This window comes from Mesorhizobium sp. M0208, assembly GCF_040322015.1.
In the GTDB taxonomy this organism is placed as follows: Bacteria; Pseudomonadota; Alphaproteobacteria; order Rhizobiales; family Rhizobiaceae; genus Mesorhizobium.
Window position 1 is genome coordinate 101323 of record NZ_JAMYSP010000016.1, and the last position, 13767, is coordinate 115089.

At 63.1% G+C, this 13767-nt stretch carries 17 protein-coding genes and 1 pseudogene; 10 read left to right on the forward strand and 8 right to left on the reverse strand.

What is annotated here, in order from left to right:
• The first annotated feature begins 163 nt into the window (after positions 1–163).
• Positions 164–760 (forward strand): glutathione S-transferase family protein, encoded by a 597-nt coding sequence (locus tag NKJ17_RS17915; protein WP_352479252.1) that lies wholly within the window; start codon positions 164–166, stop codon positions 758–760.
• A 77-nt stretch (positions 761–837) separates the two neighbouring features.
• Here the strand turns inward: NKJ17_RS17915 and NKJ17_RS17920 are convergent, their stop codons facing one another.
• Positions 838–1488 carry an outer membrane protein gene (locus tag NKJ17_RS17920; RefSeq protein WP_254820293.1) on the reverse strand — a complete coding sequence of 217 codons (651 nt, stop codon included), beginning with the start codon at positions 1486–1488 and terminating at the stop codon, positions 838–840.
• A gap of 418 nt (positions 1489–1906) precedes the next feature.
• Between NKJ17_RS17920 and NKJ17_RS17925 the strand changes: the two genes are divergently transcribed.
• The 5 genes from NKJ17_RS17925 (at position 1907) to NKJ17_RS17945 (ending at position 6188) form a co-directional block, all read left to right on the forward strand.
• Positions 1907–2683 (forward strand): SDR family oxidoreductase, encoded by a 777-nt coding sequence (locus NKJ17_RS17925; RefSeq protein ID WP_352689595.1) that lies wholly within the window; start codon positions 1907–1909, stop codon positions 2681–2683.
• Complete coding sequence (uvrC, locus tag NKJ17_RS17930; protein WP_352689596.1) at positions 2680–4758, forward strand: excinuclease ABC subunit UvrC; 2079 nt, start codon at positions 2680–2682, stop codon at positions 4756–4758. Before NKJ17_RS17925 ends, uvrC begins: the two co-directional genes overlap by 4 nt.
• Before the next feature lie 100 nt (positions 4759–4858).
• Positions 4859–5455, forward strand: a complete 597-nt coding sequence (gene pgsA / locus NKJ17_RS17935; protein ID WP_254820290.1) for a CDP-diacylglycerol--glycerol-3-phosphate 3-phosphatidyltransferase — start codon at positions 4859–4861, stop codon at positions 5453–5455.
• 1 nt (position 5456) lies between these two features.
• On the forward strand, positions 5457–5714 hold the full coding sequence (gene moaD, locus NKJ17_RS17940; protein ID WP_352507910.1) for a molybdopterin converting factor subunit 1: 258 nt from the start codon (positions 5457–5459) through the stop codon (positions 5712–5714).
• A gap of 3 nt (positions 5715–5717) precedes the next feature.
• On the forward strand, positions 5718–6188 hold the full coding sequence (locus NKJ17_RS17945) for a molybdenum cofactor biosynthesis protein MoaE (RefSeq protein ID WP_352689597.1): 471 nt from the start codon (positions 5718–5720) through the stop codon (positions 6186–6188).
• A gap of 18 nt (positions 6189–6206) precedes the next feature.
• Here NKJ17_RS17945 and NKJ17_RS17950 read toward each other — a convergent pair.
• Both NKJ17_RS17950 and NKJ17_RS17955 read right to left on the reverse strand, forming a co-directional pair.
• Positions 6207–6700, reverse strand: a pseudogene (locus NKJ17_RS17950) (DoxX family protein).
• 5 nt (positions 6701–6705) lie between these two features.
• Positions 6706–7506, reverse strand: a complete 801-nt coding sequence (locus tag NKJ17_RS17955) for an HvfC/BufC family peptide modification chaperone (protein ID WP_352507907.1) — start codon at positions 7504–7506, stop codon at positions 6706–6708.
• 195 nt (positions 7507–7701) lie between these two features.
• Between NKJ17_RS17955 and NKJ17_RS17960 the strand changes: the two genes are divergently transcribed.
• Positions 7702–8469 carry a YbaY family lipoprotein gene (locus tag NKJ17_RS17960; RefSeq protein ID WP_352507906.1) on the forward strand — a complete coding sequence of 256 codons (768 nt, stop codon included), beginning with the start codon at positions 7702–7704 and terminating at the stop codon, positions 8467–8469.
• A 194-nt stretch (positions 8470–8663) separates the two neighbouring features.
• Entirely contained in the window at positions 8664–8933 is a 270-nt protein-coding gene (locus NKJ17_RS17965) for a hypothetical protein (RefSeq protein ID WP_254820285.1), read from the forward strand.
• A gap of 74 nt (positions 8934–9007) precedes the next feature.
• Here NKJ17_RS17965 and NKJ17_RS17970 read toward each other — a convergent pair whose 3' ends face one another.
• From NKJ17_RS17970 to NKJ17_RS17990, 5 genes are all read right to left on the reverse strand, one after another.
• Positions 9008–9616, reverse strand: a complete 609-nt coding sequence (locus tag NKJ17_RS17970; protein ID WP_352689598.1) for a class I SAM-dependent methyltransferase — start codon at positions 9614–9616, stop codon at positions 9008–9010.
• Positions 9617–9882: 266 nt separating this feature from the next.
• Positions 9883–10305 carry a nucleoside-diphosphate kinase gene (gene ndk, locus NKJ17_RS17975; RefSeq protein WP_023677669.1) on the reverse strand — a complete coding sequence of 141 codons (423 nt, stop codon included), beginning with the start codon at positions 10303–10305 and terminating at the stop codon, positions 9883–9885.
• A gap of 242 nt (positions 10306–10547) precedes the next feature.
• Positions 10548–10736, reverse strand: coding sequence for a DUF1905 domain-containing protein (locus NKJ17_RS17980; protein ID WP_352507904.1), 189 nt, complete (start codon positions 10734–10736; stop codon positions 10548–10550).
• Positions 10737–10999: 263 nt separating this feature from the next.
• The gene (bluB, locus tag NKJ17_RS17985) at positions 11000–11635 is read right to left on the reverse strand and encodes a 5,6-dimethylbenzimidazole synthase (RefSeq protein ID WP_352507903.1); all 636 of its coding nucleotides are present in this window, start codon (positions 11633–11635) and stop codon (positions 11000–11002) included.
• 469 nt (positions 11636–12104) lie between these two features.
• Complete coding sequence (locus tag NKJ17_RS17990; protein ID WP_352689599.1) at positions 12105–12815, reverse strand: glutathione S-transferase family protein; 711 nt, start codon at positions 12813–12815, stop codon at positions 12105–12107.
• Positions 12816–12892: 77 nt separating this feature from the next.
• Here NKJ17_RS17990 and NKJ17_RS17995 point away from each other — a divergent pair, with 77 nt between their 5' ends.
• Positions 12893–13405 carry a DinB family protein gene (locus NKJ17_RS17995; RefSeq protein ID WP_352495582.1) on the forward strand — a complete coding sequence of 171 codons (513 nt, stop codon included), beginning with the start codon at positions 12893–12895 and terminating at the stop codon, positions 13403–13405.
• A gap of 143 nt (positions 13406–13548) precedes the next feature.
• Complete coding sequence (locus NKJ17_RS18000; protein ID WP_023677663.1) at positions 13549–13719, forward strand: hypothetical protein; 171 nt, start codon at positions 13549–13551, stop codon at positions 13717–13719.
• Positions 13720–13767 lie beyond the last annotated feature (48 nt).

Genomic DNA, 13767 nt, shown 5'->3' on the forward strand with positions numbered 1-13767 from the left:
TGGCCGTTGATGAACCCTGCATGATCGGTCAACAGTGCCCACGCACGAGCCCCTGTCGGAATCGATTTTCGGTGAGGGTCATGTGCGAAGTCACAATGCTACCGCGTCCTTTTGCGCGTCCAACGGGGCATATGGAGCTGTAGCCGCCAAACAGGAATCGACAATGCCCAGACTGCTCTACGCGTCTACTTCCCCCTACAGCTCCAAGGTGCGCATGGCAGCACTTTATGCTGGCATCGCGGTCGATCTCGTGCCGATAAAGACGGAGGAAAGGCCGGCCGAACTGATCGGCGCCAATCCGCTCGGCAAGATCCCGGTGCTGGTGCTCGATGACGGCCGCTCGGTCCACGACAGCCGCGCCATCACCCAGCATCTCAATCGGATGTCGAAGAACGCATTGTTTCCGCGCAATCCCGACAGGCGCCTTGAGGCGGAGGTGCTGGAGGCATTGGCCGACGGTATCTGCGACTGCGCGCTGTCGATGGTCTATGAGCGGCGCACGCGGCCGGAAGAGATGGTCTACCAGCCTTGGCTCGAGCGCCAGTGGACGAAGATTTCGGCCGCGCTCGATCTGCTCAACGCCAATCCGCCGAAGCTGCCGAAGAAAATCACCTTAGGCCAAATCGCATTGCGCGCCTGCCTTGGCTATCTCTCGCTGCGCTTCGCCGGAAAATGGGAAAAGGGCCGCGGCCGGCTGACGCGCTGGGCGGCACGCTTCGACGAGAAGTTCCCGGAACTGAAGCCCGCCATCCCGGCTTGAGGGCGGGCGGCCTCAACCGGTGCCACAAAAAAAGCCGGGCGCGAGGCCCGGCTTTTTCGTGTCGTGGCTTGGACGACTCAGAACTTCATACCGACGCCGAAAGTGACGCGATTGTCGGTCGACTTAACTTTGCCGATACCGTCGAAGTCCTTCCTGCCGAAGTCCGTGTAACGATACTCGACACGGCCGAACACATTGTCGGTGATCTTGATGTCGGTACCGACGCCGGCTGTCCAGCCGAACTGCGTGTTGGTGTCGCTTACGCCGGCAGCTTCAATCTTCTGGTTCTTCAGCGCGCCACCGGCGGTGCCGTAGAGCAGGATGTCCGGGCTGACGGCATAGCCGAGGCGGGCACGCAGCGAGCCCTCGAAGCCACCTTTGGCCTCGATGCCGGCATCGTCGCCCTTGACGCCGTTGTAGCCGATATCGGCTTCGGCACCGTAGACGAAGTTCTCCTGCTGCCAGTTATAGCCGCCGAAGACGCCGCCGACAAAACCCTTGGTGTCGACGTCGACGCCAATGTCTTTGGCTTTGGCGTGGCCAGCGAAGCCGTAGCCGACGCTCACACCGGCATAGGGACCGGCCCAGGATGCGACCGGAAGCTCTGCAATCGGGGCAGGTGCCGGCGGCTCTTCCTGAACCACGTCCGCGGCATAGGCGGTTCCGCCGAGGGCGAACAGCCCAAACGCCACCGCGAGCGGTCGCGCAAATTTAAGATTGGCTTGCATTGTTCTTTACTCCTTAAGCCACAGGACACAGGCTTGTTGTTTATGAGCGCCCTCAACCCGTCCGGGGGGTGAAACGGATCCGGCGTTCAACGGTTCCAAATGTCGTGTCGAAATGCGGCTGAAGCGAACCTGAACTTGGGTCATTCCCTGGCACGAATGAGGCAGAACCTTGACGTTGCATCTTCGCAACAGCCAATGTCAGCAGGTTCGCCGTGCTGCACTGCACACGGCTTGGTGTAAGGGCTCCAGCGCCCTATATTGCGGCGGGCTGGTCCGAGTTCCGGTCGAGCCAGAACGCCCACTGGCCACTTTGCCACAATCCTGCCCCAGGTGGAAATGGGATTTAACGCTTGGCGGGCCATAATTTGCCGACGCGATCCCGGCAGGTCGGAATCGGCATCGGATTAAGGATTGACAGATGAGCAAGGTCGCCGCGACGGCACTGGTGACGGGCGGGGCGAAGCGGATCGGCAGGGCGATCGTCGAGGACCTTGCCGCGCATGGTTTTGCCGTCGCCATTCACTGCAATCGCTCGCTGGCCGAGGCGGAGGTACTGGCCGCCGAAATCAACAGTGGTCATTTTGGTCGACATGGCCGGGCCGCGGTGGTTGCTGCCGACCTGACCGACATGAACGCGGTCGGCGACCTAGTCGGCCGCGCGGCGGCGGCGCTCGGGCCGGTGTCGCTGCTGGTCAACAACGCCTCGCTGTTCGAGCACGACAGTGTTGAGGATTTCGACTGGCCGGCCTGGGATCGCCATTTCGCCGTGCATGTCAAGGCGCCGGCGCTGTTGGCGCAGACTTTCGCCCGGGCCTTGCCGCAAAACGGTGAGGGGCTGATCGTCAACATGATCGACCAGCGCGTCTGGCGCCCGACGCCGCGTTATTTTTCCTATGCGCTGTCGAAGTCGACATTGTGGGCGGCGACCGAGATGATGGCGCAGGCGCTGGGTCCCCGCATCCGCGTCAACGCTATTGGTCCTGGCCCGACCTTGAAGAACACGCGCCAGCACGACAGCGATTTCGATGCCCAGATTGCCGGGCTGATCCTGAAACGCGGCCCGGAATTGCCGGAATTCGGTGCCACTATCCGTTATCTCTGGGCGGCACGCTCGGTCACCGGCCAGATGATTGCGCTTGACGGCGGCCAGCACCTTGCATGGCAGACGCCCGATGTGACAGGCATGGCGGAATGAGCCCCATGGACCAGAAACAAAAAACGCGCGGTGGCGCCGACGACCTGCCGCCCGAAATCGACCTCGAGGACGAGGCGGCCGAAGAGGTCGTCGAGCCTGCAGCCGGCGGTTCGGACGTCACCTTCACCGCCATCGACTGGACCCCGCATGCCGGCGACGCCGACGGCATGGTCGGCGCCGAGGTGATCCAGACGTTGGTCAAGCGGCTGCCCAATGCGCCCGGCGTCTACCGCATGATGAATGCCAACGGCGACGTGCTCTATGTCGGCAAGGCACGCAGCCTGAAGAAGCGGGTCACCAGCTACGCGCAAGGCCGGTTCCACACCAGCCGCATCGGCCGCATGGTGCGCGAGACGTCGACGATGGAGTTCGTCGTCACCCGCACCGAGATCGAAGCGCTGCTGCTTGAAGCCAACCTCATCAAGCGCTTGCGGCCACGCTTCAACGTGCTGATGCGCGACGACAAGTCGTTCCCCTATATCTTGTTGACCGGCGATCATGTCTCGCCCGGTATCTACAAGCATCGCGGCGCGCGCTCACGCAAGGGAGACTATTTCGGCCCCTTCGCCTCGGCCGGCGCCGTCGGCCGTACCATCAACTCGCTGCAGCGCGCCTTCCTGCTCAGGAGCTGCACCGACTCCTTCTATGAGAACCGCACCCGGCCTTGCCTTTTGTTCCAGATCAAGCGCTGCGCCGGCCCGTGCACCGGCGAAATCTCGCACGGCGATTACGCAAGGCTTGTCGCCGAGGCGAAGGATTTTCTCTCCGGCCGCAGCCAGAAGGTGAAGACGGAGATCTCCGCCGCCATGCAGCAGGCTTCGGAGAACCTCGACTTCGAACGCGCCGCCATCTATCGCGACCGGCTGGCGGCGCTGTCGCATGTGCAGAGCCATCAAGGCATCAATCCGCAGACCGTCGACGAGGCCGATGTCTTCGCCATCCATCAGGAGGGCGGCCAGGTCTGCATCCAGGTGTTCTTCTTCCGCACCGGCCAGAACTGGGGCAACCGCGCCTATTTTCCCAAGGCCGATCCGGCGCTCGAAGCCGGCGAGGTGCTGGGATCGTTCCTGGCGCAGTTCTACGACGACAAGCCGACGCCGCGCACCATCCTGTTGTCGCATGGCGTCGAGGACCAGGAATTGCTGGCGGAGGCGCTCTCCACCCGCGCCGGCCGCAAGGTGTCGATCTCGGTGCCGCAGCGCGGCGAGAAAAAGGACCTGACCGACAATGCGCTGCAGAATTCGCGCGAAGCGCTCGGCCGGCGGCTGGCCGAAACCTCAACTCAGGCGCGGCTGCTCACTGGCTTTGCCGAGACCTTCGGCCTGGAAAAGCCGCCGGTGCGCATCGAGGTCTATGACAACTCGCACATCATGGGAACCAACGCCGTCGGCGCCATGGTCGTCGCCGGGCCGGAAGGTTTTGTGAAGAACCAGTATCGAAAGTTCAACATCCGCTCGACCGAGATCACGCCGGGCGACGATTTCGGCATGATGCGCGAGGTGATGCAGCGGCGCTTCTCGCGGCTGTTGAAGGAACATGGCGATGCCCGGCAAACCGAGGGCGCGGGCGAGGCGGGCCCTACCGAACCGGGCGACGATATCGAGGACGCGGGCGGCTTCCCCGCCTGGCCCGACGTCATCCTCATCGACGGCGGCCAGGGCCAGATGACGGCGGTGCGCAAGATCCTGGCCGATCTCGGCATCGAGGATCGCGTTGTCGCCATCGGCATCGCCAAGGGTCAGGACCGCGATGCCGGCCGCGAACGCTTCTTCGTCAAGGGCAGGGCCCCATTCTCGCTGCCCGTTCGCGATCCGGTGCTCTATTTCGTCCAGCGGCTGCGCGACGAGGTCCATCGCTTCGCCATCGGTTCGCACCGCGCCCGCCGCAAGAAGGAGATGGTCAAGAGCCCGCTCGACGAGATCAGCGGCATCGGCCCGGGCCGCAAGCGCGCGCTGCTGATGCATTTCGGTACGGCCAAGGCGGTCAGCCGTGCCGCCGTCGAGGACTTGGTCAAGGTCGATGGCATTTCCGAACAGGTGGCGAAATTGGTCTACAATCATTTTCACGAGAGCTAAGACTTATTGCCGATATTTCGGCTGGCTAATCGATTCTGGCCTGTTGACCCCCCACATTCGCTTCTGATTTGACTAAGCAGGCAGAAAGAGTTCCCAAAACATGTCCCAGCGCGCGTTCAACCTGCCCAACATGCTCACTTACGCCCGCATCCTGGCGGTGCCGCTGGTGGTGCTGTGCTTCTTCCTGGAGGGGCATCTGAAATCGAGCGACTTCGCGCGCTGGTCGGCGCTCATCATTTTCCTGCTCGCCTCGATCACCGATTACTTCGACGGCTATCTGGCGCGCGCCTGGCAGCAGACCTCCAACATCGGCAAGATGCTGGACCCGATCGCCGACAAGCTGCTGGTCGCCACTTGCCTGCTGCTGCTTGCCGCCGACACCGACCGCCATGCCGGCATCGCCGGCTGGTCGCTGTGGGCGGCGATCATCATCCTGTGCCGCGAGATCCTGGTCTCGGGCCTGCGCGAATATCTGGCGGCTTTGAAGGTCTCGGTGCCGGTGACGCAGCTCGCCAAATGGAAGACCACCATCCAGATGATCGCCATCGCCTTCCTGCTTGCGGGCCCGGCCGGCGACAAGCTCTTTCCGCTGACCACCCAGACCGGGCTGGTGCTGCTGTGGATCGCCGCCCTGGTGACGCTCTACACTGGCTACGACTATTTCCGCGCCGGCCTCAAGCACATCATGGACGAGTAGCATGTCGACGAAGCTCATTTATTTCGCCTGGGTGCGCGAGCGGATCGGCAGACCGGAAGAAGACGTCGAGTTGCCGGCCGGCATCGAAACGGTCGCCGACCTGTTGCGCTGGCTGAAATCGCGCGGCGAGGAATACGAGCACGCGCTGCAATATCCTGACGTGATCCGCGTCGCCATCAACCAGGAACATGTCGAGCACCGCGAAAAGATCGCCGGCGCGCGCGAGATCGCGCTGTTCCCGCCGATGACCGGTGGCTGAACCATGTCCGCGGTGGTGCCTGTCGTGCGCATCCAGGCGGAGGATTTCGACGTCGCCGCCGAGATCGCCAGGCTGACCAGGGGTCGCAACGACATCGGCGCTGTGGTGACCTTCTCCGGCCTTTGCCGCGACGAGCAAGGCAGGCTCTCCGCGCTCGAGCTCGAACATTATCCCGGAATGGCTGAAGCCGAGATATCCCGCATCGCCGGCGAGGCAATCGAGCGCTGGCCGCTGCAGGGGCTCACCGTCATCCATCGCCACGGCAAGATCGCGCCGGGCGAAAACATCGTGCTGGTGGTGTCCGCTTCCGCCCACCGGCAGGCGGCGTTCGAGGCCGCGAATTTCCTGATGGATTATTTGAAATCACGGGCGCCGTTCTGGAAAAAGGAACACCATAGCGACGGTTCCGAAGGCGGCTGGGTCGACGCCAAGGAGGCCGACGACAAGGCGGCGAGCCGCTGGAAGCGAGACTGACCAGGCTTCCGCGAGCCCTCAACCTTTGTCAGTGCCGATCAGATGATCGAGCGAAATCCGGCCGGGTCCCCAGGCCATGATGCCAAGCGCCATCGCCGCCCAGGTAATGTGCAGCGGCGAGCCGTCCGGCACGGTGAGCTCGATTGACCAGCGTCATCAGCAGCAACCCGAACGCCGCCAGTCGCGTCGCCAGGCCGAAAACAAGGAGAACTGGCAACACGATCTCCGCTGACCCTGAAGCGAACGCCACCAGCGCGGGTGCCGGAAAATCATAAGGACCGCCCGGCAGATGCAATTTGAGTTCCGAGCTGAAAAGCAGCACTGCGACATCGTTCAACTGTAGAAAACCGTCCCATGTTGACGCCGGACCGCCAGAACGGGACAGCGAGCGCGCAGCGCAGGACAAGCTGCGTCAGCGATGGCGTCGCGATCGTGCGCAGGGCGGCATTCAGCCTTTCGACGAGAGCGGCGAACCCTCGCGGTTCGGTGCTCGCGTTCTGCCTATGGCTCATCGTGCTCACCTTTCCTGATGTGCCGTCGTGAAGGCTCCCGCTTCCAGCACACCGGCAATGTTGGCGGAAAGCTCGAATTCGGCACTCTCCGCAAACGCTGCCGCGGCCGCTGCACCGAGCGACTCGCCCGCGACCAGATGCGAGATAAATACTGCGCCGCCGGGCGGTAGGTGGCGGACGAAGACCTCGAGGCCGGGCCGCGTGACCAGCGCATCTTCAGCGCCCGTTGCCCGGATCGGCCCAACAGGAGCGTCGTTCCGGTTTGCCGCGAAGACTGTGACTGCCGGGAACCGGGAGCGCGCGATCCGCGTCGCCGGATGCGGCCGCAGCACGGTGTCGGCAAGCCTCTCGCGAGGGATCGACGCCAGTGCCTCAGCCGACAGCGCCTCCGCGTCGGCGGCATGATAGGCATCGAGCCAGGCCCGCTCGATGCGCGCCACGTCGGCCAGCCACGGCATCGACTGCGCGTGTTCGTAGCGCTCGATGAAATCGGGAAAGTCGCGGCCATATTCGAATAGAAGCGGCGAGGTGGGTGGCGTTTCGCGGATGTGAAAGCGCGCCATCGCGCGAAAGAAATCCGGGCCGGTGATGCGCAGCGTCGCTGGAAAGCTGGCGGCCAGCGCATCGATCAGGCTGACCGTGACGTTGTTGCGGTAGACGGCATATCGCTTGATCGCAGCCTTCCCGTTCGGCCCCGAGACAGAGTCAGGCGGGGCACGGTCAGGATCGAGCAAACCGGCGGTGAATGCCGCCGCATAGTCAAACCGGCGGCCGAGATCGCCCGACTGGAGCTCATCCTGCGGCATGGGCTTTTCCGAGACAGTCGCCGAGCGTGGACTGAACAGAGTTTGCGGAGCGGCCAAGAAGGCCGACGACAAGGCGGCGGGCCGCTGGAAGCGCCCCGCCGTCCAAACAAATTCCTGGGACAGCCATGCCCATACGCCGCCGGCCATTCATTGACCGCAATCCTGCGAAACCCTTTGCCGAAGGGGAGCAGGATCATGCTGGACAGGATCGCCGAGTTCTTCATCTTCGGACTGGTGCCGCTGGCCGTTGGCATACTTGCCGTTCCGGATCGTTCCGTGGCTGCCGAAAAGACCCTCAAGGGCGAGGTGATGTATCGCGAGCGCATCGCGCTGCCGCCCAATGCCGTGCTTTCCGTGCAGCTTGCCGACGTGTCGCTGGCCGACGCGCCGGCAGCAATCATCGGCGAGCGCAAGGTGGTGCCGGCCGGCCAGGTGCCGATCAAGTTCGAGATCAGCTTCGACCCGCGGGTGATCCGGCCTGATATGACCTACGCGCTGCAGGCGCGCATCACCGTCGATGACCGGCTGCTATTCGTCACCGATACGCGCCATCAGGTCGACCCGCTCAGCGACGCGCCACAGACCATCATGCTGAAAATGGCGGCGCCGGGCGACGAGCCGGCGGCACCTTCCGTGTTCGGCCAAAGCTGGCTGGTCGAATATATCGACGGCGTCGGCGTGATTGCCGAGCCGCGGGCGACATTCCGCATCAGCGAAGCCGGCAAGGCCGGCGGCAGCGGCCCTTGCAACGTCTATTTCGCCACCGCCAGGATAAACGGCTCGACGATCGCTATCAGCGGCATCGGCTCGACCTTTAAGGCCTGCGCGCCTCAGGTCATGGCCGAGGAAAAGGCGCTGTTCGAGGCGCTGGCCAAAGCAGCATCCTACCACGTCGACGCCGGCAAGCTTGTCATCGCCGACAGAGATGGCCGCGACATCCTGCGCTTCAATGCCGCGAGCTAGCGCTTAGTCCGCGCCGATTGGCCCGCGCGGCAGCCGCATGTCGATCACGATGTGTTTCAGCGGGAAGAGGCCGGGCAGAGGGCGCGTTAGTTCCACATAAAATGGCGGGTAAGGCAAAAGGGACATTTGTCCCTTCGTTGAAGCCGCCAGAATGGCTGCGGCTCGTTCTGGCCTTAACTCAAAGGAGTCCAGACATGAAAACGCACACGCTTATCCTTGCCGCCACCGGTGCATCGCTCCTTGCCTTTACCGGCCTTGCCAAGGCGGACGACCATCTTGTCAATGCTCTTGACCACGGTCTCAAAGCGGACAGCCAACCGTTCCAGACCAACAAGGCCGGCCATAGCGGCGATCTCGCACCGGGGCAGGGCAGCCCGTTTTCAGGTGAAGAGACCAAGACCCCGTCCACCGACACGGAGGCGGCGAATGAACATGCGAACGTGAAGGAACGCCAGGCGAAATAGACTGACAGAACCCGCCGCTAGGGGGCGGCGGGCGACACACATCCTAGCGACAAAGTCGCATACGCCCGGCATTCTCAATTTGTCGCTTGTTTGAATACCGCGCCATAGTGATAGGGCGGCACATCAACCAATTCGGCAAGCTTGAACCCGCTCGCTTCCACCGCCGCGATGGTCTGTTTGGGTGACAGCCTCAGCTCGGTCTTTGGCCCGCGCGGCTCGCCCAAGAGCGTGGTTTGCTCGCGCGGATACTGGTGCCAGTTGACGATGGCAAAACGACCGGCAGGGTCAAGCGTCGTCCGCACGGCGCGGGCAAGGCGCGGCCGGTCCGGAACGCCATGGAAAGCGTTGGCCATGAAAACGAAGTCGACGGTCTGAGGCACCAGCCCGGCAAGCTCATAGGCGTCGCCCGCCACAAACTCGCAATTGCCCGCGCCGCCTTCGGCCAACCGCCGCCTTGCGACTTCGAGCAGATCGGCATCGATGTCGATAGCGATTACATGACGGGCGACCCTGGCGATTGGCAGCGTGAACCAGCCGTCGCCGCAGCAGAGATCGACCACGTCCGTGCCGGGCTTCATGCCTACTGCCGCCAGGACGCTGGCGGGCTCGGGCCACAGCGCTTCCCACCAGCCGCTGGTTGGCATTTCGGTGCCCTGGAAGAAGCCGGGAATGGCGCTGGTCATGGCCTTGTCGGCTCCCCAAAATCCTCATTGTCGGGACGGCGTTTGATCCGCCCTCCGAGCTTAACGCACCGGTGACCCGTCGAGGAGCCTGAAGCTGAAAATGTCCGCTACTGCATATCGCGCAGCAGCGTGCAGCGGTTTTGCGATACCGGCATGCATCAAAACAAGAACCTGAAGTGCATCGCATGAGACCGATCGAACGCGACGCGCTTTAGCGAAAAAGGCCGGCGTTGCGCCGGCCTTTTGATGGGGTTCGAAATGCCGGCTTAGCCGACGATCTCGGTATCCGAGAACCAGTATTTGATCTCTTGCGCGGCGGTTTCCGGCGCATCGGAACCGTGCACGGAGTTCTCGCCGATCGACAGTGCGTGCAGCTTGCGGATCGTGCCTTCGGCGGCGCTTGCCGGATTGGTGGCGCCCATCACTTCGCGGTTCTTGGCAATGGCGTTCTCGCCTTCCAGTACCTGCACGACTGTCGGGCCCGACGACATGGATTCGACCAGCTCGCCGAAGAACGGACGTTCCTTGTGGACGGCATAGAAACCTTCCGCCTCGCGGCGGCTCATCCACACCCGGCGCGAAGCGACGACGCGCAGGCCGGCATCTTCCAGTATCTTGGTGATAGCGCCGGTGAGATTGCGACGGGTCGCGTCCGGCTTGATCATGGAAAAGGTGCGTTCGAGCGCCATGGGGTCGTCCTTGTGATGGAGAGTGGAATTGAGGGTGGCGGGCTCTATACAAGCCGCCCGCCGCCTTGCCAAGGGGAGGCCGGCGCAGCGCGCATTTCTGCGCTGGGGCGGCGGACTTTCAAGTCGAACCATGCCGCCGCTCATCTTTTTGTTGAGATCGGATTTTCCGACAATCGGTACCCACTTGGGTCCGATCGACTGGCCGCCCTATAGCGCGTCGTCGTCAGCCTGACCCGACGTCGTCATAACTGCATCTCGATCGTCAGGTTGGCCGTGTCGCCAGCCCCGAGGCCTTCGCGGACCCGCACCGCGGTCTTGATCGGCAAGAGCAGGCTGCCGGATTTCTTGTCGGGAAACAGCGATGTCCGCCATCTGGTCTGGCCGATGACGGCCTCCACGCCAAGGGAGCCCCAGGGGCCTTGCCATCCCAACCATCGCCGCCTTGATCCGGGCTCCAAGCTCCGGCGGCAGGGTCACGAAATGCCAGCCGCCCTTGCCCGGATAGACCCAGATCTCGGCCTGCATGTCGTAGCGAAACATTCTATGCACTTCCTCAGATCAAGGCCTTCACGACCGGCTTTGCCATGGTGTCTTGCTGGCATGCTGACGATCGGCGAACCATCCATGATATCCACAGCCCTGCTGGGGAGGAGTCATTCTTCCCCGCAAGGAGGATGGCAGCGCTGCCATTCCACTACCGCCTTGTCACGATAGACGGCCGCCGCGTTTCCCAGCCTTCCCGTTCCAGTTCCGGCACGCTGTGGTTCTCGCTGGGGTAGCCGATGCAGAAGTAACCGATCAGTGTCCACTCCGGCGGCACGTCCAGGATCGTCGCCATCTCGGCCGGATCTAGGATCGAGACCCAGCCCATGCCTATTCCCTCGGCGCGCGCCGCCAGCCACATCGTGTGGACCGCCATGACAGCGGAATAGTCTATGGTGGCTGGCATGGTCTGGCGGCCAAGCCCATGCCCTTGCTCGGTTGCGCGGTCGGCGAAAACCGCAAGCTGGCAGGGCGCCTCGTTCAGGCCGGCAAGTTTCAGGCGCCCATAGAGCGCGGCGCGTTCACCGCAAAAATTTGCGAGTGCCTCCGCGTTGCAGCGCTCGAAGCATGCCCTGACGGCGGCGCGGCATGTTTCGCTCTCGACGATGACGAAGCGCCAAGGTTGGCTCAGCCCGACGGACGGCGCGGCGCTGGCAAGCTCGAGCAGCCGCTCCAGCGCCCCTTCCGGGAGCGGCGTCGGCTTGAACCGCCTGACGTCGCGCCGCCACAGGAAGAGCTTGGCGAGCCCGGCGCGAAAGTCGGCCGGGAACTCTGGGTTTGCGGTCATGGCGCGCTGCCTTTGTTGTGGTTGCCCGGTTCGCCGGATTTTCGTCTTGTTTGCTTCGATCCGGGCAGTGATGCGGCGCCTCAAGCGACACGTCGTCTACCCGCGTTGTCGCATTTCGCCGGGCGGGAATTCTAATCCATGTCGCGCAAAAGTGTGCAGCGGTTTTGCGGCAACGACATGCGTCAAAACAAGTGCATGTCGCGCAAAGGTGTGCAGCGGTTTTGCGGTAACGACATGCATCAAAACAAGAACCTAAAGCGCGTCACATGAGGCAGGCCAAACGCGACGCGCTTTAGAGGCCGGGCGACGTTGCCGTCATTTACGCCGTTGAACCTTGATCGGCAAACAAAACCCGCCTCGGCAAGCCGGGCGGGTCGTCGGTACGAATCAGCACCATACCCAAATTAGTAGCATAGCTGCCGGCACAAAGCAAGAACAAAATGTGGCGTTGCCGATGAAGCTGCCGAGCTCAACTTGCGAGAGGTGCGATCGCTGCCGGCGCGACCGTGCGGCCGAGGCCGCCATGCAGATCGAGGCATCGTTCGAACCATTGAGCCACGACATCGCTGTCGTCGAGCAGCCGGTAGGGCGTGGCGATACGCGCCCATTGCAGCGCGCCGAAAACGATGTAATCGGCAAATAGCGGCGACGGGCCGCCAATGAAGGGCTGATAGCCGAGCATCGAGCGGAGCGGCTCCAGCGAGGCGCGGAAGCCGGCGAGCCCGGCGTCGCGGGTGGCGTAAACCGCCTCCAAGCGCTTGCCGAAGCGCTGTTCGCGGTTCTGCCGGAAATAGGCGGCATTCGCCTCGTCCTGCATGGCATGCAGGTCCAGTAGCGCCGCGGTGGTGACGTAGGGATGGATGGTCAGCTGCGACCAGCGTTCGATGAAGCGCGCCGTCGCCTTACCGCCGTCGCCGGAAAACAATGTCGGCCGCTCGGGATAGGCCTCCTCGAGATAGAGCGCGATGGCGAAGGAATCGGCGACCACCGTCTCGCCGTCGCGGATCACCGGAACGAGCTTCGAGACACCGCCTTCCACCTTCGGCACTTCGAGGAAACGGGTCGGCACGCTGGTGATGTCGAGCCCTTTGTGGGCCAGCGCCATCACCGCCTTCCAGCAATGTGGGCTGAATGGGCGGGCGGCGTCGCGTCCAACAAGGTCGTAGAGCAGAATGGTCATTGGCGGCAGCGTCCTTGCAGTCTAACTATGGCCGAAACAGACCCGCGCGAAACAGGGTCCCGCAGGTCGAGAGAAGAATGAAACAGCATTTCAGGATGTTTGCGGCCTACAATCAATGGGCCAACGGCCGCATCTACGATGCCGCCGCCGATCTCGACGAGGAAGAGTTCGACCGCAATGTCGGCGTCTTCTTCGGCTCGATGATGGGAACGCTCAACCACCTCCTGGCAGCCGACCGTATCTGGATGAAACGCTTCACCGGCGAGGGCGACGCGCCGGCAAGGCTCGACACGATCCTGCACCGCGCCTTGCCAGGCTTGCGGCTGGCGCGCGAGGCCGAGGACAAACGGATCATCGACTGGGTTGCCGGCTTGAGCGACAAGGCGCTGTCGGGCCGCTTCTCCTACATGACCGTCTCGGATATGCGCACCGTCTCGCAGCGGTTGGCGCCGGCGCTCGACCACTTCTTCAACCACCAGACCCACCACCGCGGCCAGGCGCATGCGATCCTGACCGTTCTGGGCAAGCCAAGCCTCGGACTGGACCTGACGATGTTCCAGCGCAGCGAGGAGGGCAGGGCATTCGCCTGAACCTGGGGCGGCTGGTGAAGCGGATGGTCGATAGCGGACGATCTGCCGAGATTGCAAAAAGCGCCAAAACATTTTATGGAGCGCATGGTCGTGAGGGCGGCCGCTTCAGCAGCATTCAGCAGCAACAGTGAGAATTGGCACGCATGCCCAATGAACCCTTGCGCCTTGTGGCGTTCTTCGCCGTGGTCCTGGCGCTTCTCAACTCCGGTTATTATTTCCACCAGGGCGACATTGTCGCGACCATCTATTTCATGATCGGCGCCATTCTTGTGACTGCGGTGACCCGGATGAGCATCAGAAGGCAGCTGATTTAGGACCGATCTTCTTATCTGGCCGCCATCTCGACGGCTGGTTCGCTTCGA

Coding starts and splice junctions, on each gene's coding strand:
- NKJ17_RS17915 (WP_352479252.1), top strand. CDS start 164: ATGCCCAGACTGCTCTACGCGTCTACTTCCCCCTACAGCTCCAAGGTG.
- NKJ17_RS17920 (WP_254820293.1), bottom strand. CDS start 1,488: ATGCAAGCCAATCTTAAATTTGCGCGACCGCTCGCGGTGGCGTTTGGG.
- NKJ17_RS17925 (WP_352689595.1), top strand. CDS start 1,907: ATGAGCAAGGTCGCCGCGACGGCACTGGTGACGGGCGGGGCGAAGCGG.
- uvrC (WP_352689596.1), top strand. CDS start 2,680: ATGAGCCCCATGGACCAGAAACAAAAAACGCGCGGTGGCGCCGACGAC.
- pgsA (WP_254820290.1), top strand. CDS start 4,859: ATGTCCCAGCGCGCGTTCAACCTGCCCAACATGCTCACTTACGCCCGC.
- moaD (WP_352507910.1), top strand. CDS start 5,457: ATGTCGACGAAGCTCATTTATTTCGCCTGGGTGCGCGAGCGGATCGGC.
- NKJ17_RS17945 (WP_352689597.1), top strand. CDS start 5,718: ATGTCCGCGGTGGTGCCTGTCGTGCGCATCCAGGCGGAGGATTTCGAC.
- NKJ17_RS17955 (WP_352507907.1), bottom strand. CDS start 7,506: ATGCCGCAGGATGAGCTCCAGTCGGGCGATCTCGGCCGCCGGTTTGAC.
- NKJ17_RS17960 (WP_352507906.1), top strand. CDS start 7,702: ATGCTGGACAGGATCGCCGAGTTCTTCATCTTCGGACTGGTGCCGCTG.
- NKJ17_RS17965 (WP_254820285.1), top strand. CDS start 8,664: ATGAAAACGCACACGCTTATCCTTGCCGCCACCGGTGCATCGCTCCTT.
- NKJ17_RS17970 (WP_352689598.1), bottom strand. CDS start 9,616: ATGACCAGCGCCATTCCCGGCTTCTTCCAGGGCACCGAAATGCCAACC.
- ndk (WP_023677669.1), bottom strand. CDS start 10,305: ATGGCGCTCGAACGCACCTTTTCCATGATCAAGCCGGACGCGACCCGT.
- bluB (WP_352507903.1), bottom strand. CDS start 11,635: ATGACCGCAAACCCAGAGTTCCCGGCCGACTTTCGCGCCGGGCTCGCC.
- NKJ17_RS17990 (WP_352689599.1), bottom strand. CDS start 12,815: ATGACCATTCTGCTCTACGACCTTGTTGGACGCGACGCCGCCCGCCCA.
- NKJ17_RS17995 (WP_352495582.1), top strand. CDS start 12,893: ATGAAACAGCATTTCAGGATGTTTGCGGCCTACAATCAATGGGCCAAC.
- NKJ17_RS18000 (WP_023677663.1), top strand. CDS start 13,549: ATGCCCAATGAACCCTTGCGCCTTGTGGCGTTCTTCGCCGTGGTCCTG.